This is a genomic window from Polyangium spumosum, from assembly GCF_009649845.1.
Lineage (GTDB): Bacteria > Myxococcota_A > Polyangia > Polyangiales > Polyangiaceae > Polyangium > Polyangium spumosum.
Genome location: NZ_WJIE01000008.1, coordinates 163,531 through 184,963, shown reverse-complemented (window position 1 = coordinate 184,963; position 21,433 = coordinate 163,531). Strand labels below are relative to the sequence as shown.

Annotated in this window: 18 protein-coding genes; 8 read left to right on the top strand and 10 right to left on the bottom strand. The window is 68.7% G+C overall.

Going from position 1 to position 21,433, the window contains the following annotated elements; all coding sequences use genetic code 11:
- Nucleotides 1-250 precede the first annotated feature (250 nt).
- Nucleotides 251-1,366: a transposase gene (locus GF068_RS27305; RefSeq protein ID WP_153822409.1), complete on the bottom strand. Its 1,116-nt coding sequence runs from the start codon at nucleotides 1,364-1,366 to the stop codon at nucleotides 251-253.
- 266 nt (nucleotides 1,367-1,632) lie between these two features.
- Here GF068_RS27305 and GF068_RS27300 point away from each other — a divergent pair, with 266 nt between their 5' ends.
- Nucleotides 1,633-2,505, top strand: coding sequence for a DUF4747 family protein (locus GF068_RS27300; RefSeq protein ID WP_153822408.1), 873 nt, complete (start codon nucleotides 1,633-1,635; stop codon nucleotides 2,503-2,505).
- Nucleotides 2,502-3,332 carry a hypothetical protein gene (locus tag GF068_RS27295; protein WP_153822407.1) on the top strand — a complete coding sequence of 277 codons (831 nt, stop codon included), beginning with the start codon at nucleotides 2,502-2,504 and terminating at the stop codon, nucleotides 3,330-3,332. The genes GF068_RS27300 and GF068_RS27295 overlap by 4 nt, the downstream gene beginning before the upstream one ends.
- 35 nt (nucleotides 3,333-3,367) lie before the next feature.
- On the opposite strand, the gene GF068_RS27290 is transcribed toward GF068_RS27295, so the two are convergent.
- From GF068_RS27290 to GF068_RS27280, 3 genes are all read right to left on the bottom strand, one after another.
- On the bottom strand, nucleotides 3,368-3,613 hold the full coding sequence (locus tag GF068_RS27290) for a hypothetical protein (RefSeq protein WP_153822406.1): 246 nt from the start codon (nucleotides 3,611-3,613) through the stop codon (nucleotides 3,368-3,370).
- On the bottom strand, nucleotides 3,610-3,963 hold the full coding sequence (locus tag GF068_RS27285) for a hypothetical protein (protein ID WP_153822405.1): 354 nt from the start codon (nucleotides 3,961-3,963) through the stop codon (nucleotides 3,610-3,612). Before GF068_RS27285 ends, GF068_RS27290 begins: the two co-directional genes overlap by 4 nt.
- 278 nt (nucleotides 3,964-4,241) lie before the next feature.
- Entirely contained in the window at nucleotides 4,242-6,761 is a 2,520-nt protein-coding gene (locus tag GF068_RS27280) for a protein kinase domain-containing protein (RefSeq protein ID WP_170319705.1), read from the bottom strand.
- 133 nt (nucleotides 6,762-6,894) lie between these two features.
- On the opposite strand from GF068_RS27280, the gene GF068_RS27275 reads away from it, so the two are divergent.
- From GF068_RS27275 to GF068_RS27260, 4 genes are all read left to right on the top strand, one after another.
- On the top strand, nucleotides 6,895-7,806 hold the full coding sequence (locus tag GF068_RS27275; protein WP_170319704.1) for an RNA polymerase sigma factor: 912 nt from the start codon (nucleotides 6,895-6,897) through the stop codon (nucleotides 7,804-7,806).
- 35 nt (nucleotides 7,807-7,841) lie between these two features.
- A complete protein-coding gene (locus GF068_RS27270; protein WP_153822402.1) occupies nucleotides 7,842-9,068 on the top strand; it encodes a hypothetical protein in 1,227 nt (408 codons plus the stop codon).
- Nucleotides 9,069-9,646: 578 nt separating this feature from the next.
- Nucleotides 9,647-10,240 (top strand): hypothetical protein, encoded by a 594-nt coding sequence (locus tag GF068_RS27265; protein ID WP_153822401.1) that lies wholly within the window; start codon nucleotides 9,647-9,649, stop codon nucleotides 10,238-10,240.
- A gap of 197 nt (nucleotides 10,241-10,437) precedes the next feature.
- Entirely contained in the window at nucleotides 10,438-10,782 is a 345-nt protein-coding gene (locus GF068_RS27260) for a hypothetical protein (RefSeq protein ID WP_153822400.1), read from the top strand.
- 12 nt (nucleotides 10,783-10,794) lie between these two features.
- On the opposite strand, the gene GF068_RS27255 is transcribed toward GF068_RS27260, so the two are convergent.
- The 6 genes from GF068_RS27255 to GF068_RS27230 form a co-directional block, all read right to left on the bottom strand.
- Nucleotides 10,795-11,136 carry a helix-turn-helix domain-containing protein gene (locus GF068_RS27255; protein ID WP_153822399.1) on the bottom strand — a complete coding sequence of 114 codons (342 nt, stop codon included), beginning with the start codon at nucleotides 11,134-11,136 and terminating at the stop codon, nucleotides 10,795-10,797.
- Nucleotides 11,137-11,433: 297 nt separating this feature from the next.
- Entirely contained in the window at nucleotides 11,434-11,760 is a 327-nt protein-coding gene (locus GF068_RS27250) for a rhodanese-like domain-containing protein (RefSeq protein WP_153822398.1), read from the bottom strand.
- Between the two features lie 61 nt (nucleotides 11,761-11,821).
- Nucleotides 11,822-13,390 (bottom strand): vWA domain-containing protein, encoded by a 1,569-nt coding sequence (locus tag GF068_RS27245; protein ID WP_153822397.1) that lies wholly within the window; start codon nucleotides 13,388-13,390, stop codon nucleotides 11,822-11,824.
- A gap of 18 nt (nucleotides 13,391-13,408) precedes the next feature.
- Nucleotides 13,409-14,986, bottom strand: coding sequence for a hypothetical protein (locus tag GF068_RS44430; RefSeq protein WP_206079567.1), 1,578 nt, complete (start codon nucleotides 14,984-14,986; stop codon nucleotides 13,409-13,411).
- Between the two features lie 191 nt (nucleotides 14,987-15,177).
- On the bottom strand, nucleotides 15,178-16,074 hold the full coding sequence (locus GF068_RS27235) for an HAD hydrolase family protein (protein WP_153822396.1): 897 nt from the start codon (nucleotides 16,072-16,074) through the stop codon (nucleotides 15,178-15,180).
- A gap of 277 nt (nucleotides 16,075-16,351) precedes the next feature.
- Nucleotides 16,352-16,951 (bottom strand): DUF4142 domain-containing protein, encoded by a 600-nt coding sequence (locus tag GF068_RS27230; RefSeq protein WP_170319703.1) that lies wholly within the window; start codon nucleotides 16,949-16,951, stop codon nucleotides 16,352-16,354.
- Nucleotides 16,952-17,196: 245 nt separating this feature from the next.
- On the opposite strand from GF068_RS27230, the gene GF068_RS27225 reads away from it, so the two are divergent.
- Both GF068_RS27225 and GF068_RS27220 read left to right on the top strand, forming a co-directional pair.
- On the top strand, nucleotides 17,197-20,652 hold the full coding sequence (locus GF068_RS27225; protein ID WP_153822394.1) for a hypothetical protein: 3,456 nt from the start codon (nucleotides 17,197-17,199) through the stop codon (nucleotides 20,650-20,652).
- Nucleotides 20,649-21,431 (top strand): alpha/beta hydrolase, encoded by a 783-nt coding sequence (locus tag GF068_RS27220; protein WP_153822393.1) that lies wholly within the window; start codon nucleotides 20,649-20,651, stop codon nucleotides 21,429-21,431. Before GF068_RS27225 ends, GF068_RS27220 begins: the two co-directional genes overlap by 4 nt.
- Nucleotides 21,432-21,433 lie beyond the last annotated feature (2 nt).

The window sequence follows — 21,433 nt, the reverse complement described above, 5'->3', positions numbered from 1 at the left end:
CGCGTCTCGAGGGTCTCGCGCACACGTCTCGAAGTCCCGCGCACACGTCTCGAGGTCCCGCCCACGCGTCTCCAGGTCTCGCGCACACGTCTCGAAGGTGAGCGCACGAACCTCGAAGGTCTCGCGCACGCGTCTTCAAGTCTCGCCCACGCGTCTCAAAGTCTCGCGCACACGTCTCGAAGGTGAGCGCACGGGTAGTGGCTGGATCCGGCCACGAGGTGAAAGTGGCGGGACATCCGCCCGGCCACTTTCACCGGGGCTCGTCGTTTGGGAAGAGGGAGAGCTGGCCCTTCGGGGGAGGCTTCGGGCGCCACGCGAAGAGGTCAAGCTGCCCGGTCGGATCGGCGACGGGCTCGACGGGGGCGGCGACCGGCACGGGCGCGACCGGAGGCGGCTCGACATGAGGACGCGGCTCCGCCCCCTTGCCCCCGCCGACCAGGCGCAGGAACCCACGCCCGCCGGGCAGCTCGCGCGCCGGACTTTCCGGCTCCCGATGGCGCAGCGCTTCCTTGGCCGGCGGGTCGCACGGCTTGGCCGTCATGAGCGCGTCCAGAAGCTCCTCCATCTCCCACAGATGATCGGTCACGTGTGCGGCCATTCCCGGCGTCGTGCGGAGCGTGCTCACGATATGGCACATGTTGTAATGCACGTAGGCCAACGAGACGGCGGCGCGGTGATTCTCGGGGCGCTTGCTGAAGGCGTACGAGAGGCGCCGCATGCGTCCGATATGGTGGCGCATCGTGCCGTTCTGGCGCTCCATGTAGGCGGTGCTCGCCGTTTCGAGATCGGGCGCGCCGAAGATCGCCCGCTTCGTGATGAAGTGCGCCTCGCGCGCGGGCTCGTACCGGTGGTCATCGTCGCGGCGCCCCTTGCGGCTGTAGTTCTTGACCGTCTGCGCGTAGTCCACGCCGGGCCCGAAGGACGCGCCCACGGCGGCGATGTAGGGGGCGAACCCGTCGGACACGATCGAGGGCATGACGCAGAGCCGCGCGCGAACATCCTCCATGAAGGCCCGCGCGCTCTCCTCGTTTCGCTTCCCGACGTGCCAGCCGATGACGAAACGGCTCGTGGCCGACATGGCGACGAACGTGTACGCCTCGCCTACGTAGGGCGGGTCTTCGGGCGTGACGCGCTTCTGCTTCTTCCCGACGTAGCTCCAAATCTCGTCGACCTGAATCAGCGACGCCGCGAGGTGACGCGCGAGGCCGTTGTGGAGGTGCACCGCGCCGGTGCCGAACTGCAAGGACAGGCGCCCGACCGTCTCCCGGTCGACGCCCGCGATCCGGGCCGTGGCGCGCTCAGAGTTGCCGTCCACGAGCGCGGAGAGGACACGCAGGCGCTTCGATCCATCCAAGGACGCTCCCATGGCTTCCTCGCCACGGCGACGGTCTACCGGGCGCCCATCTGCGCCCTCACCGCGTCGCCGTTCGATGGGTAGAAGGTACCACGAAACGCGCCGAAAACGCAGGGAATCGGCGTACAGATCGGACACGTAATGTCCTATCCAAGAGGGTGCGATAGCGACCGAAAGACGGTGTTCACGCGAGGTTAGACAAGGAGCCGGTTCTCACCCGAAGCCGTGAAGATACAAAAAAGTATGCGCGAGATGGCGGCGGTGGTAGAGTCGCGCGCATGCGCCCGAAGCGAATGCAGGTAGCTGTGCTCAATATCACGACCCACCCACACACTCCCGCGCAGTACATCGAGTTATTCCTTCGTGCGAAACAAGAGCGCGTTGTGGGCCTCGCACATGGCGATCGACATGCGATCGTCTCTTCGTTCAGCAAGTCTACCAGCAATGATATTGAGCTTTGGACAGGACACCTCAACAGCTTTGTCGATTTCGATCCCAAAGCGCCTTGGCTAAACGTCGAACGAGGCGAAGCTGCGGCACCGAATGAGGTGGCGTCGGTCCAACTGCCCGAAGACCTCAAGCCGTCCATGAAGCAGGCTTTTTTTGCATTTGCGCCACAATCGCACCGATTCGTGTTCGAGCTGGATAGCGGACTTGGCGCGCACAGTGTGTGCCGAGCTATGCGATTGATTCTCAACAATAAGAAGGTTCGTGGCGAATTGCCGGAGGTTACCGTTACGATTGAACAAGAGCGAGAAACGCTGGAGCGCATCTTCGAAATGCAGACTCTCAAACATCTGCGAATCATGGTCACACGACCAAATCCGGATGACTTCGGCGACGAAGACGAAGAAATCGAGAGGAGGTTGGAGCGCCAAAGGGCGCGCAAACTAACGCTCACTCTTGACAGTGAGAAAGGGCAAGGGCTAACGCCTGACGATGAGACAAGGAAGCTTGCACGCTTGGCCATGTCAAACGGACGCGTGTTTGCCGAAGGGGTCGGGCCTAAAGGCCCGCAGAAAATATCAACCGAGAATCACCCGCTCATCGGAACTACACTCTACAATGCCGTGACGACATTAAAGGACGTGGCCTTTGTGCAAGCGGCGAAAGAGGTTCTCACCTCGGTGTTTACGAAAGTCAGAAAATGAGCACCGTGTTCAGCAAGTTGCGAACTTGGTTCGTTAAGACCAAGCTCGCAAAATCCTACAGCAATGTGGGCAGCATCATTGCGAGATATTGGCACGCATATGGCGGCTGGGGCGATGTATTCGCTTCGGTCTACTTCCATGTCGCGTTCGTTATCTGTGCATTATCGTACGGATTCTGGACTGTGCCCGAGTGGTGGGATCTCGTGATTTCGGTTGTCCCGAGCTTGCTTGGATTCACACTCGGCGGGTACGCGTTGCTCGTCGGATTCCTTAGCGAGGGTTTTAGAAGCGCCATTTCAGGGCCAAAGACGTTGCCGGACGGCACGACGGAGGAGTCACCGTTTATTAAAGTAAATTCGGCATTTGTTCATTATATTATCGTGCAGATGCTCGCCCTGCTCTCCGCTTCCCTGGCCAAGGCATGCCACGGAACACCTAAGCACTCGTTGCTCGCTGTTATCTCATCTATTCTTCACGTTTCCGATGCTGCGCTTGGACAAGTGGCGATTGCGCTGTGGGGTATTGGCTTTTTGATCTTCACGTATTCAATGACACTCAGTGCCGCTGCGGCTTTTTCCGTTTTCCGTATAGGTACGTGGATCGACAAGTATGGCAACGACGGATCCGCAGACGAAAATGGCTCTACTTCCGCGAAGCCTGAAGCGACGACAGCGCCGCCTGCAAGCGCATTGTCCACGCCATCTGGGGTTCGTGCCGCTGCGACGACGCGAACAAGTGCAGAGGCGGATGAGGCGCAAGCTGAATTGGAGGTAGAGGCAGCGGAGGTAGAAGCCGCGCAGGCGCGCAAACGACGCCGCAATAACTGACGCGAGCAAGGGATTAGTGGATTGGCAGGCAGAGGCTACAGGACGGGCGATGCAGCGTCGATGCGCGCTTCCAACTCGCGGATGCCGCGAAGTAGCTCCCGACGCAGGAACGAGCGAGCGTGGACGCGCTTACTGGGCTCTGCGGTCGCATCTTCGGCGAGGGCCCGAAGGCTCGCCACGACGGGACGTAGCTCGCCCGCGTAGACGGCCAGCGCGGCCGGATCGGTGGTCTGCACGGCGGCGCGGATGCGCTCGCGTTCCCTGACACGCGAGCGCTTCATGCTGCCCTCCCGATGACCGGCGTGGTCACGACGAGCTTGCCGCCGAGAAGGACCTCGACCGCGACGCCCGCGGCGGCGGCGATGCGGATCGCGAGCGTGCCCGTGGGCGAGCTTTTCGGGTTCGCCGCGCGGCGCAACGTGCTCGCCGGGATCCCGGTCATGGCGGAGAGCGCGCGGAAGCTCCCGAAGGCGCGGCGCAGCTTGCGGATCGCGACGCGCACGTGGCGCGCCTCGTCCTCGGAGAGCATGAGCGCGCCCGACTTGCGGCGTCGCGGCGTCTCGGGGGGATCGGGCGGGCAGGGCGGATCGTTCTCTTGGCCGTAGCTACCGGGCCATGACAGATCGTGCATGGGCGTGACCTCGTGTCTGCGAAGTTGCGTCAAGTCGCCCCGGTGGTGTGTCTGCGCCATCGGGGCGGCGTCTTGCACAAGCGTAGATCGAGACGCGCTCGCCGGATCGTCATCCAGCCACTTTCACGGATATCCGGCCACTACCAGCGCACGAACCTCGAAGGTCTCGCGCACGCGTCTCCAAGTCTCGCCCACGCGTCTCAAAGTCTCGCGCGCACGTCTCGAAGGTGAGCGCACGAACCTCGAAGGTCACGCGCACACGACCCGAAGGGCGCCCCTCACCCCGCCCCAATCCACAACGTCGCCGCCTCCAGCAGCCGCCGATGATCCGGCACCTGCTCCAGAAAACTCCGCCGGAAGCGTCGATCCCCGATCTTGTCCGCCTTCTCCAGCAGCCGCCGCCGCGCCTCGCCGAGGCGCTTCTTGCCCTCGGCCTCCTGCCCCGTCGCCCGCAAGGCGAGCGCCTGCACGAGCCGCGTGAGCGCGTCGCCCTCCTCCATCCCGCCCATCCGGTCGAGCAGCAGCGCCGCCTCGCTCGCGGGCGCCAGGGCCGCGAGCGCGTGGCCCTCCGCGAGGAGCGCGTCCGCCAGCACCGCGAGCGCATACGCCCGCTTACCCGGGAGATCCTCGGCCTCCTCCGCCGCCGTCCGCGCCAGCGTCACCGCCGCCCCGTGATCCCCACGCATTGCCTGCACGCGCGCCGCATGCACGAGCAGCCCCGCCTCGCGGCGCCGATCGCCGCGCGCGCGGGACGTCGCGAGCGCCGCCTCGATGATCGGGAGCCCCTCGGCGTCGCGGCCGAGGTGCGCGAGGCAATACCCGAGCGCCCCCTGCGCGAATGGCACGAAATCGAGCTGCATCGGCTCGGCCACCGCCACCGCACGACGCAAGCCGAAGCAGGCCCGATCAAAGGCGCCGAGGTGCATGTACGCGAGCCCCACGTTCGTGCGCTGCAAACACGCATTACGCACGTCGGTCGCCTCCGTGAAGCCGTCCACCGCGGCCTCGACGCGGCGCAAATACGCCGCCGGATCCCCCTCGAAGATCGCGATCTCGGCCCGCGCCGCCGCGAGCCACGCCCGCAAGAATGGCCCCACGGCCCCCGCCCGCGCCACGCGGCCGTGCGCGTCCCGCGCGAGCTTGCGGCCGAGCTGCGGCACCCCCGCCCGCACGACGAAGATCGCCAGGCGGCTCGCGCTGACGAGGTGCGCCTCCGTCGTGACGCCCTCCTCCTCTTCGAGCTGCACGAGCTCGTCCACCCGCGCGAGCAGCCGATCCTTGCGGCCGAGGTAGCCGTACGCAATGACGAGGTGCCCGAACGCCGCGTGCCAGCCATTCGAACCACGCGCCATCCGCGCCATCGCCTCCTGCGCCGCGCGCGCCGCCTCGCTGTAATGGCCGAGCCAGCGGCGCGCGATCGTGAGCACGAGCCAGGCCTTGCCGCGCACGTCCTCGCTCTCGCCGGGGACCTCCAGCGCGATCTCGGCCCAGCGAATGGCGTCGGCGAGCGCGTTCACGTCGAGCGCCTCCTCGGCGAGCTTGACGGGGTCCTCCTCCGGCTGGCTCCGGGAGTCGGGGCCGCCCCACTCGGTGCGCGACGCCGGGAGCGGGGTCAAGACGGGCACGCGGGGCCGCCCAGGCGCCGGCGCAGGCCGCGGCGCGACGGGCGACGGAGGACGGTTCACCCGGACGTACCCGCCACCTCCGCCGTCGTCGTGCCACTGCGCGAAGCCCTCGGCGAGCTCGGCCGCGGGCGCGTCGAGCACCGGATCCTCGATGGGGACGACGTCCACGAACGCCGATCCGCCGAGCGGCCCCGCCCGCCCGGCGGCGTTCGCCCCGAGCACACGCGTGCCGCCGTGGGCCTCGCAGAGCGCGTCGCGAAAATCGAGGATCGAGGCGTACCGCCGTGTGAGGTCCCGCTCGAGCGCGCGCGCGACGGCGGACGCGAAGGGCCACGCGGCCTTGGGCGCGCAGAAGTCGAGCGTGGGAGGAGGCTCGTTCGAGACGATCTTCGCGAGCAACCTGGCGAGGCCCTCGGCCCCGAAGGGCTGCACGCCCGAGAGCATCTCGAACGTGACCACGCCCATCGCCCACACGTCCGCGCGCATGTCGACCTTCTCGGCGAGGACCTGCTCGGGCGCCATGTACTGCGGCGTGCCGAGCAACATGCCGAGGCGCGTGAGGCTCTGCTTGCCGGGGTCGTGGAGCTTGGCGAGGCCGAAGTCGATGATCTTGGGGATGATCTCGCCCGAGGGTGAGCGCGCGAGGATCACGTTCTCGGGCTTGAGATCGCGGTGGATGATGCCGGAGGCGTGCGCGGCGGCGATGCCGCTCATGACGGGCACGAGGATCGCGAGCGCCTCGTCCGGCTCGAGGGGCCCACGCGCGTCGAGGTGCTCGCGCAGCGTCTGCCCGACGAGCAGCTCCTGGACGAGGTAAAACGCCCCGTCGCGGCGGCGGCCGACCTCGAGCACGTTGACGATGTTCGGGTGCTGCACGCGCGCCGCGGCCTGCGCCTCGCGGCGGAAGCGCGCGACCATGGAGGGGTCGGTCGCGTAGTGCGGGTGCATGAGCTTGAGCGCGACCTTGCGCTCGATGAGCGTGTCCCACGCCTCGAAGACCGTGCCCATGCCACCCGAGGCGATCACGCGCTGGAGGGCGAACTTGTCCGCGACGACGGTGCCACACGAGAGCGGGATGCTGCTCTGCGGCGCGACCGAGTGCGGCTCGGGATCGAGGTCGGGCAGCGCATCTTCGCCGCGGATCCCTGCCTCCTCGTTCCGTTCGTCGCCCACGGACGTGCTCCTCTCGGTTTGCCCCTACGAAACGGCAGGCGCGTTTATACCGGCCCGGCCGCGCCGGGGGAAGCAACGATGTCGGCGTGTCGATTTCCTGTTACCTCCTGCCCCGCCCCACATTGATCTGGTCATGGGCCCCTCTTCCAAGCCGCCGCCCCTCCGCTGGCTCGCCGAACTCCTTGGCCTGCGGCTCGAGATCAAGCGCATCGTCGAGAGCGACGAGACGTACACGCGTGAGTCCGCGGACGACAAGGTGCAGCGGGTGTACACGAACGCCGTCCGCAAGCTCCCGGACTACACGCCGCACCCGGACGGGATGAAGCCGTGGCTCGTGACGATCACGCGGAACGTGATGGGTGAGTCGCGCCGCGCGACCAGGCGTCATCAGGAGGTCTTCGAACCCGACGATGGACACGCCGAGAGGGCAGCGTCGCCGGATCCCTCGCCGGAGCGCGCGGCGCAGCTCAAGCAGGCAATGGATCGATTGATCGTCGCTGTGCAAGAGATGCCTCCCGCGCAGGCCGCCGTGCTGTGGATGGTCGTCGTCGAGGAGCGGTCACACGCGGAGGCTGGGGCGAAGCTCGGGATCTCCGCGGACGCGTCGAAGGTGGCGCTCTCTCGGGCCCGAAGGTTCCTTCGGGCTCGGCTGGGCAATGACCTGTTTTCCGTCCCGCATCCCGTACTCGTGCTGTTCTTCGTCTGGGTTCACCGGCTCGGGCATGTCTGGGCGTTCCTCATGGCCATGGTGTTCGCGTCGCTCGCGCTCTCCTCGCCGCGCGAGCCTGACGGCGAGCTTCACGCCGTGGCCACGGGTGCGGCGCGCGTCGTGGCAGCGTCCGCCGCGGAGGTCGCGCACGCTGCCAAGCCGGTGCCCTCGTTCGAGCACGCTGGTGCATCGGTGCCCGTCATCGCGCCGCCCACGCCGAAGAAGCAAAAGCAGACGAAACCGCGGCGTCCCCTGGTCGACAGCGACAAGCAAGGCGCCCCGGCGGTGGGTTTGTCCGCAGACCAGACGGGTTCGTCCGCGGACTCGTCCTTCTAGGAGCCGAGCCGTCGATTGTGTTAAGGATCCGGTTCATGCGCGCGATCGTGTTCGGTTCGATCTTGCTTTTCGCGTCACCCGCGGCGTGGGCGCAGAGCCTCCCCAGCGCCACCGACGAGAGCCCCGAGGCGGACACGGAGCTGCGGTTCCAGGCGTTCGCGCAGCTCGGAGACCACGAGCGCGCCGCGGGGCGGCTGCGTGAAGCCGGAAGGGCGTACCGGCAGGCGCTCAACGTGCGGTCCGATCCGCTCGTCTCGGGGCGCCTCGGGCTCGTGCTGGTCGAGGGCGGCAGGCCCGAGGACGCGGCCGAGCTCCTGCTCCACGCGCTCCATCAGGCTCCCGCCGCGACACCCGCGGAGCGTGCAGAGCGCAGGCGTTTTTTCGAGGCGCACGAGGTGGCGCGCGCGCACGGCACGTGGGTCGAGGTGATCGTCTCGCACGCTGGCGCGCGTGTGATGGTGGACGGCGTCGATCGGAATGCGCTTGGGCGTTCGGCCTTCTGGACGTTCGTCGCCGGAGGAGAACACGAGATCCGCGCGACCCTCGACGGCTTCGAAGAGGCCGTCGTGAAGTTCACGGGCGTGAAGGGGAAGAACATGAAGGTTCCCGTTCCCCTGACGGCGCGCACGGTGGAGCAGGAGCCGGCGGTCCACGTGCCGGAGAAGGACCCGACTGCGACGTTGCCGGCGGTGGTGGCCGGGCCGGAGTTCACGAAGCAGGAAGACCCGTTCGGCTACGACGATCCATCGAAGGCGACGGGCGAAAAAAAGGGGCTACGTGGCTTCATCGGGGCGGGGCCGGTGGTGGTGTTTGGCGTGGCGTCGTGGTCGCCTGCCGTGGGCGCGATGATCGGTGGCAGCTTGCAGCCGAACGAAAACGTGTCGATCGGGCTCGAAGCCCGCGCCGCGTGGCTGACGTCGGGCGTCGCGAGTCGGCAAATCACGGCCATGACGGCTGGCGGGCTCGCCAGCGTGTGCGGACACTACAGGTGGTTCTACGGCTGCGCGCTCGCGCACCTCGGCGTGCTCAACGTCGAGTACTCCGGGCAGAGCTACAAACCCGCGAGTTTTTCGTTTGTCAAGCCCGGCGTGGGTGGACGTGTCGGCGCCAAGGTTCGAGTCACGCAGTCCTTCACGCTCCAGGCGGCGGCCGATGTCCTCGGCTTGTCGAGCGGGGTGAAGGTGGTGGTTGGTACAACGGTCCTGTCGGATCACCCGCCGGTCATGCTCGGCGCGCAACTGGGCGCGGGATGGGAGTTTTGAACATGCGAACACCTCTTGTTTTTTTGCTCGTTTTCAGCTTGGGGCTCCTCCTTGCGTCGTGCACGACGCCACCCTCCTTCGCGGTGGGGGAGTGTGATCCCGACGCCCTGTTCCCCGACCCCGAGTGTCTTCCGGACGCCGGAAGCGACGCGGGGGACGCCGGGACCAACACGGAGGCAGGCCCCGGCGAGCCCGACGCTGGGCAATCCGCGTGCCCAGGCCGGTGCGTCCCGGTACCCAGCGGAAACGCCGGGTACTGGTCGGAGGTCGCGGTCTCGTTGTTCGTCGGGGCGCCCGGCACGCTTCCGGCCAAGTGCCCCGAAGGCGCCACGAGCGAGAAATTCCGCCTCTTCGCGGACCTCGATGCCCCTGCCGCGTGCGAGCCTTGCGAATGCGGCCCCTCGACAGGCGCGTGCACAGGACTGCCGGAGACGTTCGAGATCCGCGCGGGGGCGTGCGGGGAAAGTGGGGCCGTAAGCCTCCCTTTTGATGGTCCGGCCGGTTGGGATGGCTCCTGCACGAGCGAAAACGCCCTTCCGGCCGGTGCCCAGTGCGGCGGGGAGCCGTGCGCCCAGTCCGTGTGGGCCTCACCGCTCCCCGGACCGACCAACGAGGAGGGGTGCAGCCCCAAGAGCGAGAAGCCCGCTTTCACCAAGAAGACCGAGTGGAAGCTCGCGGGCCTCGCGTGCATGAACAACACGGACGACGACGCCTGCGCGCCGAACGACGCTGGCACGCGGTATTGCGCCAGTGATCCCGGGCCTGGGTGGCTCCAGTGTGTCGTTCGTGAAGGGGCGGACGCGCCCTGCCCGGACAACTACAACTGGGACCGGTACGAGATGTACCCCGAGGACGCGGTGTTCGACGATCGCGACTGCGAGGCGTGCGCATGCGGGCCGCCCGAAGGGAGCGCATGCGCGGCATCGGTTCGCCTGTATGAGGGGCCCTCCTGCTCCTCCCAGTCGGAGCAGCTCGGCTTGTTGTCCCCCCACGACCAGTGTGTGCCGATCCTCCCGCCGGGGCATGCCATCGCTGGCAAGGCGATCACCGACCTTGACTACGTGCCGGGTACGTGCAGTGCGACAGGGGGAGCGCCGAAGGGCGAGGCCAAGAAGGACGTGACCAGAGCCGTCACCTTCTGCTGCCTCCACCCGTTTTACCTCATCGACTGATCCCCGCCTCGGGTTCGGACACTCTCCTGCCAATCGTCGGCGGTCGCGTTACCTCGTGCTCGCTGGCGCATTGTTTGTCCTCGAGGGGGCGAGCATCTCGCTCCCTCACGAGTTCATGCAAAGGAGACAGAACCATGCCCAGGAAGCCCAGCGAGAGAAGGGTTCCCCCCGCTCCCGAGCGGCCCGAACCTCTGGAGGTGGCCACGGAGTTCGCGCTCGCCAGCGACGGCACGCTTTATTTCCAGCTGGAGGACGAACCGCCGCCTCCGGATCGCCCGGTGTTCGTCGGCTACGCATTACATGCCGAGGAAGCCATGAAGTTGACCGCGGCGGACTTGCTCGTGTGGGCGCTGCTCCACAAACTCGCGCTTGGGAGTGATGGCCGCGTCTACGTGGAGGCGGGGGTGATCGACGCGGAAGGCCGGGACGTGTTCCGTGGCCATGCCGCGACCGCGGAAGAAGCCACACGCGCGGCGGATGCACTGCACCGCGCCGCGTTCAACATCACCGTGGAAGTGTTCGCGCGCAAGCGCGCGGCATGAGCAGCCGGAAATTTACTTCGAGGGCTCGCGCGCCGTGCGCGCCTCGAGGTCTTTCCGGAGCTTTCGGCGCTCGCCCTTCGGCACCTTGCGGGCGAGATCCGCGATACGGTTCACCTCGTCGTCCGCCGGGAACGTCATGACGCAATAAGGGGGTATGTCGAGCGCGCGTGCGATGCGCTCGACCGTCTCGATGGTGATCGCCGCGAGGCCCTGCTCGATGCTCGACAGGTGACCTTTCGAGATCGCGGAGGCATCGGCGAGGTCCTGCAAGGACTTGCCGTGCTCCTTTCGTAGCTCGCGGATACGAGCGCCAACCTTCAGGCAGAATGGTTTTGCTACGGTTCGTCGGGGCACAGGTTCCTCCTACTCGCGCACGAGTGCGTCGAGAGGTCCCTACCACAGCCCCAGCATCAAGACAAACCCCTTGGACAAACGATGCGACGATCCCCCCCGATGTGACCGATGCGACAGGGGGCGCGGTTGGGTGAATCACCATCGCTTCGATGTCGCCTGCCGCCGCCGCCCTCTTCGGAGCTAAAGTCTCTCGACGGGCTTGCCGGCCCTCCTCCAGCCGGCGATCCCGGCGGGCATGATGAAGACCTTCTTGTAACCGAGCTTCAGGGCGCCGACCGCGCCCTCATGGCAAGCCGTTCACCGTTCGTTCGAGCAATAGAAGACGAGCGTGGCCTCCTTGTCCGCGGGGAGGTCCTCGGCCCGCACGTTCTCGTGATCGACCCATTTCGCGCCGGGCAGGTGGCCCTTGTCGTAGGTCGACTTCGCGTTGTTGTCGATGACGTGGAAGGCGAGCTTGCCCTCCTTCGCCTCCTTCATCTTGGCCTCGACCTCGTCGATCGAGAGCCGACCAAACGCCTCGGCCTCGGCGCCGTGCTCGCCCGCGGCGTCGCCGGGCTTCTTGCACCCGGGCAGGGCGAAGAGCAAGGCGGCCGCGAGCGCGACGAACATGTGCCTGTGCTTCATGAAGGCGAGGATAAGGGATTCCGGGGCGCCTTGCACGCGCCCCGGACGACGGCGGGCGACGTCAATCCGCGGGCCAGGGCGGCGGCGGATCGGCGGGCTCGTAGGGCGTGGTGGTTGCCTCGACGACCTTCAGGTTGTTGATGAACATGTCGATGTACTTGAGGTCGTCCTGGATGTCCGGATCGGGGTTCTCCGCGAGCCACCCGTCGACATTCGGGCGGAGCGCCTCGAGCGTGCGGCGCGCGGTGCGCGGATCGCTGTCGGCCGTGAGCTCGGCGGCGAGCTTGAAGCCAGCATAGATGTTCAGCATGACGAACCCCTTCTCGACGGTGTCGTCACTGAAATGCGTCTCGGGCTCGTCGTAGAGGTGCGGCGCCTTGATGTTCGTGAACTGGGTCTTCGTCTGGCCCGTGAGCGGGTCCTTGTACGACAAACCGAGCGAGCCGACCTCGTAGGGATCGGGCACGCTGATCGCGCCCGAGCGCGGGACGAGCTCGAGGATCATGGCGCCGCCGCCGCCGCGCCGGCCCTCGGAGATGGGCTCGTCCGAGCTCGTGCGGCCAGCGAGGAAGAGGCTCGGGATGTTGATGTTCCCGCCGCCCTCGGCCGTCTGCCAGCCGTTCGTCCCGTACACACCCCGGACGACATAACCGCCGCCGACGCTCACGTCGATGTTCACGTCGAGCGCGACGGGCACGAGGAAGGTATTGACCTCGTCGGTGAAGACCTCGACGACGGCCTTCGGATCTTCGAGGAAGTAAAAATTGCCCGCGCCGACCTCGCTGAGATCACGCATGACCTCCACGTCGAAATCCGCGCCGACGCCGATCGTCGTGACGCCGATGCCCTTCTTCGCGTACGCCTCGGCGAGCGAGGTGAGCTTGCTCGGGTTCTGCAGGCCCGCGGTGGCCACGCCGTCCGAGAGGTAGAGGACGCGGTTCTGGAACGTCGGATCAAAATGCTGATCCGCGACGGAGAACGCGGTGAACAGGCCGTCGTAGAGGTTCGTCGAGCCAGCCGCGAAGAGGCCCTGGAACGCGCTCTGGAGCGCCTGGGTATCGGAGGCGCTCACGTGATCGAGGACGAGGTTCGCGCTCGTCGAGTACGTGACGAGGGAGACGCGATCCGTGGACTTCAGGGACGGGATCATCTCGACGAGGCCCGCCTTCACGTAATCCATGGGCTCGCCGGACATGGAGCCGCTCACGTCGACGGCGATGACGAGGTGCAGGGGCGGGCGCTGCAAATTGCCCACGTCGATCGGCGAGTTCATGCCGATCTGGACGAGGGTGCAATTCGAGCCGGTGATCATGTTCCCCATCACGCCGAGCAGGCCGTGCATGCAGACGTCGTTGCCGCAGCTCGGCGGGGCGTAATCGAGCTTGTGCTCGGCGAAGAAGCCGAGGTCGTCGAGCGTGCCGGGGCCGGGAATCTCGCCCGCCTCGAGGATCTTCCGGAAGAGGCCAAAATCCTGGGCGCCGCCCTGCGAGACGCCCGTCGCGCCGCCGCCGGGCTCCGTGGGGTTGCCGCCGGAGCCGAAGGATTGATCCGAGCCCGCGTCCGCGCAGCCGGTGAGCACGAGCGAAGCGAGGAGGGTCGAGAGGAGCGCTGTACCGAGTCGATGGTCCATGGTGGTTTCCTCCTGAAATCAAGGCCCCGCGTTGATCACGAGGACGGATTCGTAATGGCGGCTGGCGCGCGCGAAGGGCGGGCAGTCGGTGTCGCGGATGGGCATGGCCTCGGCGCGCACGAGGTGCACCGTGCCATAACCGTCCGCGAGCGTGAGGCTCTTGCCCGCGCGCAGGAAGGTGATCGAGGGGACGTGATCGCCGAGGTAGCCGACCTCGAGCGGGACGAGCAGGCTGCCGCATGCGTCGTGCGTGCCGGCGCAGCCCTTGGCGAGCTCGGATTCGATGGTGGGCTCGCTGAGCGGCTCGGACGAACCCGTGAGCTCGTACCGCGCGAGCACGTTGCCGCGCACGGCGAGGAGCGTATGCGTGGCGCTGCGAATCAGGAGGCCCTTGCCGGAAGGCGCCTCGCCGACCGCCTCGGTGTAGGAGCCGCCGGCGATCTCGAGCTCGTTCACCTCGATGCTGTCGCCGGCCTGGAAGGGCATGGCCGATCCGGGGACGCAGATGTACATCGTCGCCTTGTTCTGGAGCTCGATGGCGTGGCAATCGTCGGGCGACGAGGTGACGCCTTCGACGAGCCAGGGCCCGCCGACGGGCAGCGGCGTGGACCACTCGATGCCGACGGTCTCGTCGGGCGAGGCGCAGCCGGGGGCGACCGGAGGATCTTCGAGCGCGGGGGCCTTGAAGACCGCGGCGTGAGGGCCCACCGAGAGTTTCCCGTTGGAATCGAGGGTGAGCGGGATCCCGCGGCCATCCTCCCCATTCGTCGCCGTGGCGATCTGCTGGGTGGGGAACGTGGAGGAGGACCAGGCGAGCAGCGTGGGCGAGAGGCCGTCGGCGTCGATGAGGTAAGCGACACACCCGGCGGTTTCATTGTTCTGGAGAGGCAAACCCCGACCCGCCTGGAGGAGCCAGGCGTCGGCGGGGGCGAAGAGCTCGCGCGAGAGGGCGGATTCGGGGTCCGCGAGTAAGGTCGGGCAATCGACCTCGACCGTGTCCTTGAGCGGGCGCACGCGCACGAGGCGCTCGCCGGTCGTGGTGTTGAGCAGGGCGAGCGCGCCGGGCTCGGTGGGGACGACGCCGCCGCAGAAATCGGGGCCGCAGGGCGGCGGAGGGTCGACGGGCTCGCTGGTCGCCGCGCAGGCGAGCGAGCCGAGGACGACGGCGGCGCGCTGGGCGACGGGGCGCTCGGGCAGCGGTCGCTGCATGGCCGGGAGCAGGACCTGCCACGCGAGGGCGAGCGCGGGCAGCGCCACGAGATCCGTGGGATCGACGGTGATCTGCCAGGGGAAGGGTGTGAGCGCCGCGAGGGCCTCGAAGGCGCGCGCCACGGCGGGCGAGAGGTTGATGGCGGCGAAGACGGCGCCCGTCGCGAGGTGCGCGAGGAAGAGGCCGCGGCGGCTCGAGAGGCGGAGCAGCGCCGCGAGCAGGGCCGGCGCGACGACGAGCCCGGCGAAATCGCTCAATTTGCCCGTGATCGCGCCGGGGAGAATGCCCGCGCCCTTGAGGACGTGGTCGTTCAGGGCGAGCAGGGCCAAAGATCCAAGCCAAAGGGGGTGCAGCAGCGCGCGACGCGCCGCGAAAGGTCGTTCCATCGGCATTTCGTCTCCTTCATGCGGAAATGAGGAAGGCTCGGCACGGCCAGCAAGGCATGTGCCATCCGCGTATTCCATGGATTCGAGAAGGGATCGTGCTCGGAGACCCCGGGCGCGGGCCTGACAGCGGTGTCGCGGGGGCCCTGTTCAAACGCGGATGCGCTCTACGAGGTCGCGTAGCGAGCTCGCCTCTAGGGGGTGAATTGGCCAGGCTTTGCCTGGCCAAGAGGGGGACGCGAGGCGTCCCCCTCGGGAGCAACGCGGCGCTCGATCACGTCGAGGATCCCGCGGGCATAACTGGCGCCGGCGGTGCGGGAGAAGCGGCGCCTGGCGTCGTCGGTGGCGTTGTCGACGAGGTAGCCGTGCTCGACGGCGGAGAGCATGTCGACGTCGCCCACGTCGTCGCCGAAGCCGAAGGCCCGTGAGCGCGGGACGCCGAGGCGATCGAGGATGAAATCGACGACCTGGCGTTTTCCGACGCCACGCGGCACGAAATCCACGTCATGCGCGCCGCTGGGCTCGCCGAGCGCGGGGTGGCAAGGGTAGACGTGGACGCCGATCCCGTGGCGCTCGGCGACCTTGTGCACGGTCGAGGTGATCTCCGGCCGCGGGCCGCGCCCGTTCGGCTGGAACATGTAACTATCGATGCGCCGGCCCGCCTGCTCGCGGCGGACGAGGGGAATGCCGCGGCGGAGGAGGTCGTCGATCGCGCCTTCGACGCGGGCGCGGGAGAAGCCGCTCTGCGCGACGCGCGCGTCCCACTCGGCGACGGGGCGGCGGCCCTCCTCGCGGGAGAAAAAATCGAGCTCGGCGCCCCAGGAGCTCGCGATGAAATGGGGCACGACGCGCAGGCCGTGGGTGCCGACGGTGGCGGCGACGAGGTCGATGGGCCCGTCGGCGACCCAGCCGAAGACGAGGCCGAGCGAGGCGGCCTCCTCGAGGAGGAGCTGCTCGAGCGAGCGCCGATCGCGGCGGCGCTCGGGCGAGCCGTCGTGCGCGAGGTACGTCTCGTCGAAATCGGCGAAGACCACCCAGCGCGGGGCCGCGATACGCGGCAGGTACATCCGGCGATCACCGAGCGGCGGCATGGCGCGTCCACGGCGCGGCCGGGAGGCCGGGGCTAGAGTTTTTCAAGACAAGCATGGGATCCGTATCCTTCCCGCGGGAGGCCGGTCGATAAAGAAAAGAATGGCCCGCAGGCCGCGGCGAGCCCGAAAATGCGAGGCTCGCCGGCCATGACGGAAGCCGTGGTCGCGAGATTATCATGCAATGGGAGGGGGCCTCCCGAAATCGACACCAAGATCGGACGTTCCCTGTCCGATCTTGGCGCTCGGGAGGCCCTTCGTGATGTCCGGGGCGCTCGCGTCAGATCCCGCCGCCCGGAGGCGTCGGGTACCGCTTGCGAAGGTAACGCGCCAGGGCGAGGTGCTTGGTGAGCTCCTCCCGCAGGTCGCGCAGGAAGGTCTGGAGCTCCAGCGACTCGGCTTGCGGGATGAGCTGCGCGTCGAAGAGGGTGATCGTCCGCTGGTGCATGCCGATCTGCGTGTCCAGGTAGGTGGCGTTGAACTGGGCGTCCGGCGTCTGCCGCAGAAGCTCGGCCGCCTGCTCGCTCTGCCGCCGGACGTCGGCCTGGAGCTCGCTCCCCTCTTGCTGCACGCGGAGCATCGCCTGGAGCACCTGGATGCGGGTCTCCGCTTCCTTGTGATCGGCGAGGATGCGCTGCGCGTAGGTGCGGACGGCGTTGTCGCTCGCCCGGATCCGCGCGTTGTCGGCGGCCGCGATCTCGCCCTGGTCGAGGGTCGACACGACGGCGAGGATCTGCCCGTGCGTGAGCGGCTCCGAGGGCTCCTCGGCGGCCTGACCGGGGCGCTCCCCCGCGTCCGTGCCGCAACCAGCGGCGCCCGCGAACGCGAGCACAAAAAGCGCGAAGGCGCGGCCCAGGGACCGATGGATTCCGTGCGGCATGCGTCGTCTCCTCTCCACGGCGCCGCACGCCCGCTTCGGACATAGCCGAGAGCCACGCGCCAGCGCCCCCATGCCCATGCGGCTCCGCGGCGCGCCGCGAGATTCGGGCATGCCGTCTCCCGAGGTCGGGCAGCCCCGCAGGGCAGGATGCCTTCCGCCCGGGTCGTTGTGCCTCCGCGCTCCGTGGTGTAATGGGCGTGGGTGCAGCGCGCGGCGGAGGCGTCCCCGCTGCCACGCTCCTCCGCATGGACACGACCCCCCTCGAGCGAAGCCTGCGAAGCGCGGAGACCGGGACGCTCGTGGTGGACGGCCGCCTCGTCGCCCGCGTGATCAAGCGCCACCGGCGGATCGTGGGCATCGGGCTGCAGGTGCCGCACGCGTCGTGTTACGCGCTCGGCCGCGACGAGCTCTTCGCGCTCGTGCCCGCCGCGGAGCTCGGGGACGCCGGAAAAAACCTGCCCGAGCACGTGGTGCTCCTGCCCAGGCCGAAGGGCTCGGAGGTCCTCGAGGCGACGCCGGCCGAGGTGCTGACGAGGCTCTGGCGCGGGGCGTTCCACGGGCGCGTGCACCTCGCGCTGGAGGCCACGCGGCGCCGCGGCGCGCTCGACGAGGCGGGCATCCGGGCGCGGATCGATCGGATCGGGCAGACCGAGTTCGACGAGATCCGCAGGGTGTTGCGCGCCGACGACCTGCTCTTGCCGCCGGCCGACGACGCCGAGGTCTACACGGAGTTCGCGGCGCTGCTCCTGGAGCTCCACCACTTCGCGCCGCGCCTCGTGGCGAGGACGTTCCCCACGCTGCGGGACACGTCGCGGGCGCTCGCCGTGATCGGCGGCGACGTCGACGCGCGCGCGCTGCTCGCCGCGTGCCGGCCCGAGGGAGCGAAGGAGCCGGTCGATTCGCCGTCCGGCAAGGAGTCGACGACGCCCACGTACTCGGCCCTGCCCGTGCTCGACGTCCTGCCGGCGTTCCTGTCGCGGCGGGCGACGACGGTGGCGGCGGCGCAGAAGCTCGTGGTCCAGGCCGAGGAGGCGCGCGCCGAGGGCAACCACGTGCGCGCCGCGCTCTCGCTGCTCGCGGCGATGCCCGCGGCGGGCGAGGACCAGCAGGTCAAGTTACGCGCGCAGGTGCAGCGGGATCTCGAGGCGCTCGGCGCGCGGCTCGACGCGGCGCTCGTGGGCCCCGGCGAGAGCGCCGAGAGCGCGCCGCGGGTGCCGTGGAGCTCGTCGCTCATGCCGCTCGTGGTGACGGCGAGCGAGCGGCAGGCGCTGCGGTACCCGGTCGAGGCGCGGCTGCTCTACGACCTGCAGCGGGCCTGCGTGGCGCACGAGCGCGGGGCGTCGGCGGTCGACCTCGTGACGTGGGCGCTCTCGCTCGGCGATCGCCCGATCGTGCGCAAGCTCCCGGCGACGCGGCCGCTCAAGGTCGCGCGGCACCTGCGGAGCGCGCTCGCGAAGCTCCGGCACGTGGAGATGCCCTCGGCGGATCGGCGCCTCGTGGCGCGCCTCCTCAGGATGGCGGTTCGGCGCGCCGAGGAGAACGTGCGCAAGACGCTGCGGCCGGTCCTCGAGGGGACGCTCGACGGCGTGGGGCTAAGGCCCGCGAGCGTGCCCGAGCGCGTGGCGCGGAAGAAGCTCGTCGAGGAGCTCTGCGATCAGGTGGTGGCGCGTGGGTTCTTGAGCATCGGCCAGCTCCGCGACGCGATGTCGCGCAGCCAGCTCAAGATGGGCGACGTCGCAGGCCCGGGTGAGCTCTTCCGCGGGGATCCGCTGCTGCTCGCCGACAAGGCGCTCGACGTCTCGCTCGACGGCGTCTACCGCCGCGGCGAGGTGTACCTGCGGGGCCTGCAGAAGGCCTCCAGCGTGTTCTTCGGGACGAAGGTCGGCAGGTTCGTCACGCTCTTCGTGATCCTGCCGGCGGGCGGCGCGTTCGTGGTGCTGGAGGGCCTGCAGCACATGGTCGGGCCGGCCGCGCAGAAGCTCGGCCTGGCGGCGCCGAAGCTCGTGAACGAGGCGTCCTTGCTCGTGATGAGCGCCATGCTCTTCGGGCTCATCCACAGCGAGGCCCTGCGCTCGGGCGCGATGCGGCTCCTCTCGGTGCTCGGCCACGCGCTCGCCGCCGTCTTCGTGCGCCTGCCGCGCTGGGTCTTCTCCCTCGCGCCGATCCGCGCCGTGCTGGAGAGTGGCCTCGCCCGCGCGCTCGCGCGGTACGTGATCCTGCCGCTCGTCGTCGCGACGATCCTCTACTTCGCCACGCCCTTGCGCGACGTGCCCGGCGTGCTCGGTCCCCTCGGCGCGGCCGGCGTGTTCGTGGCGGCGAGCGTCCTTTTGAACACGCGCGCGGGCCTCGTCGCGCAGGAGATCGTGTTCGATCAGATCGCGCTCGGCTGGGAGGCCGTGAAGGGCCGCGCGCTGCCGGGGCTCTTCCGGCTGGTGATGGGCGTCTTCCGCGCGATGCTGGAGCTCTCGGAGCGCACGCTCTACCGCGTCGACGAGTTCTTGCGGTTCCGCGAGGGCGACAAACGCGCCACGATCCCGCTCAAGGCCGCGCTCGGGCTCGTGTGGTTCTTCGTGGCGTACGTGATCCGCCTCTACGTCACGCTGCTGATCGAGCCCGAGATCAACCCGGTGAAGCACTTCCCGGTGGTCACGGTCGCGCAGAAGATGTTGCTGCAGCAGCTCGCGGAGATGCTGACGGTCATGAACCACGCGCTCGCCCCGCTCGGCCCCGTGATCGGCGGGACGATCGCGGGCACGACGGTCTTCCTCTTCCCGAGCGTGTTCGGCTTCCTCGTCTGGGAGTTCAAGGAGAACTTCCGCCTCTACCGCGAGAACCGCGCGAAGAACCTCGCGCCCGTGCCGATCGGCCATCACGGCGAGACCGTGGGCACGCTCATGCGGCCGGGGTTCCACTCGGGCACCGTGCCCAAGCTCCACGGGAAGCTGCGGCGCGCCGCGCGTCGCGCCGATCTCGACGCGTCGCGCGGGATCGAGCGTGGACACGGCGCGCTGCGGGGCCTGCAGGAGGAGCTCGACGATCTACGCGAGACCGTGCGGCGCACCGCCGAGCGCGAGGTGAGCGGCCTGCTCGCGGCCTGCCCTCGCTTCCGCGCGGGCGTGATCACCGTGCAGAACGTGGAGCTCGGATCGAACCGACTGCTGCTCGAGCTCGGCTGCGACGCGATCTCCAAGGCGAAGGCGGTGATCGCGATCGAGGAGCAGAGCGGGCTCGTCGTCGCGAGCGTGGCCGAGCCAGGGTTCGTGGACGCGCTCGACGCCTCGGATCGGATCCTGTTCGAGAACGCGATCGCCGGGTTTTACCGCATCGCCGGGGTAGATCTCGTGCGCGAGCAGATCCGCGCGGCGCTCGGCGAGGACGTGCCCTACGACGTCGCCGACGAGGGCCTCGTGCTCTGGCCGGGCGAGGGATACCGGACCGAGCTCGTCTACACGCTCGACGCCGGCTTCAGCGGCCCCCTCGTGCCGCCGATCGTGCGCGGCGAGCGGCCGCAGATCGAGCCCAAGCCGCTCGACCTTCGGAAGATCCTCTTCCGCGATCAACACATCCCGTGGGCCGAGTGGGCCCTGTCCTGGCGCGAAGAGACCGCGGGCGAGGCGCCGCGGCGTGTGCTCTTCGGCGCGTCGATCCTCCCGCCCCCGCGGCTCGAACGAGAGCGCGCCGCGCGCCGAGCGTCCGCATGAACCTCACACATCGCGCCCTCCTCCTCACCTTCGTGCTCCTCGCCCCTGCGTGCGGGAGGGACACGCCCCCGGAGCCTTCCCCCGGCAGCGGGCCCGCGAAGGCCGGCGCGGAGCCGGCGCAGAAGATCCGCTACATCGAGCGCGTGACGGGCGGCGCCGACGCAAACGAGCGGTTGCCGCTCATCGTGGCGATCCACGGGCTCGGCGATCGTCCGGAGTCGTTCGTTCGGCTCTTCGACGGCTTCCAAGCGCGCATGCGGGTCGTGATCCCGTACGGCACGACCCCGCAGGGGCAAGGCTTCTCCTGGTTCCCGCTCGCGCGCTTCGAACCCACGAAGCTCGCGGAGGGCACCGGGCGCGCGGCCGACGGGCTCGCGGCGCTGCTCGAGGAGCTCGAACGGACGCGGCCCACGCGCGGCAGGCCCATCGTGACGGGGTTTTCCCAGGGAGGGATGCTGAGCTTCACGCTCGCGGCGCGGCACCCCGAGCGCGTCGGCGAGGCGCTGCCCATCGCCGGCCTGCTCGCGCCGCCGCTCTACCCGACCTCGTGGCCGATGGGCAAGGTGGCCCCGAAGGTCCTCGCGTTCCACGGCGACGCGGACACGATCGTGCCGCTCGAGGGCGCCGAGCAGACCGTGCGTGCGCTCGTGGCGGTGGGGTTTTCGGCGGAGCTCCGCACCTACCCCGGGGTGGGGCACACGGTGACGGGAGCGATGCGGCAGGATTGGCAGAAGGCGCTCGAGGCAGCGGCGCAGAGGGCCGCCGCCTCGAGTCCTTGACG

Coding starts and splice junctions, on each gene's coding strand:
- GF068_RS27305 (WP_153822409.1), bottom strand. CDS start 1,366: ATGGGAGCGTCCTTGGATGGATCGAAGCGCCTGCGTGTCCTCTCCGCG.
- GF068_RS27300 (WP_153822408.1), top strand. CDS start 1,633: ATGCGCCCGAAGCGAATGCAGGTAGCTGTGCTCAATATCACGACCCAC.
- GF068_RS27295 (WP_153822407.1), top strand. CDS start 2,502: ATGAGCACCGTGTTCAGCAAGTTGCGAACTTGGTTCGTTAAGACCAAG.
- GF068_RS27290 (WP_153822406.1), bottom strand. CDS start 3,613: ATGAAGCGCTCGCGTGTCAGGGAACGCGAGCGCATCCGCGCCGCCGTG.
- GF068_RS27285 (WP_153822405.1), bottom strand. CDS start 3,963: ATGCACGATCTGTCATGGCCCGGTAGCTACGGCCAAGAGAACGATCCG.
- GF068_RS27275 (WP_170319704.1), top strand. CDS start 6,895: ATGGGCCCCTCTTCCAAGCCGCCGCCCCTCCGCTGGCTCGCCGAACTC.
- GF068_RS27270 (WP_153822402.1), top strand. CDS start 7,842: ATGCGCGCGATCGTGTTCGGTTCGATCTTGCTTTTCGCGTCACCCGCG.
- GF068_RS27250 (WP_153822398.1), bottom strand. CDS start 11,760: ATGAAGCACAGGCACATGTTCGTCGCGCTCGCGGCCGCCTTGCTCTTC.
- GF068_RS27245 (WP_153822397.1), bottom strand. CDS start 13,390: ATGGACCATCGACTCGGTACAGCGCTCCTCTCGACCCTCCTCGCTTCG.
- GF068_RS44430 (WP_206079567.1), bottom strand. CDS start 14,986: ATGGAACGACCTTTCGCGGCGCGTCGCGCGCTGCTGCACCCCCTTTGG.
- GF068_RS27235 (WP_153822396.1), bottom strand. CDS start 16,074: ATGCCGCCGCTCGGTGATCGCCGGATGTACCTGCCGCGTATCGCGGCC.
- GF068_RS27230 (WP_170319703.1), bottom strand. CDS start 16,951: ATGCCGCACGGAATCCATCGGTCCCTGGGCCGCGCCTTCGCGCTTTTT.
- GF068_RS27225 (WP_153822394.1), top strand. CDS start 17,197: ATGGACACGACCCCCCTCGAGCGAAGCCTGCGAAGCGCGGAGACCGGG.
- GF068_RS27220 (WP_153822393.1), top strand. CDS start 20,649: ATGAACCTCACACATCGCGCCCTCCTCCTCACCTTCGTGCTCCTCGCC.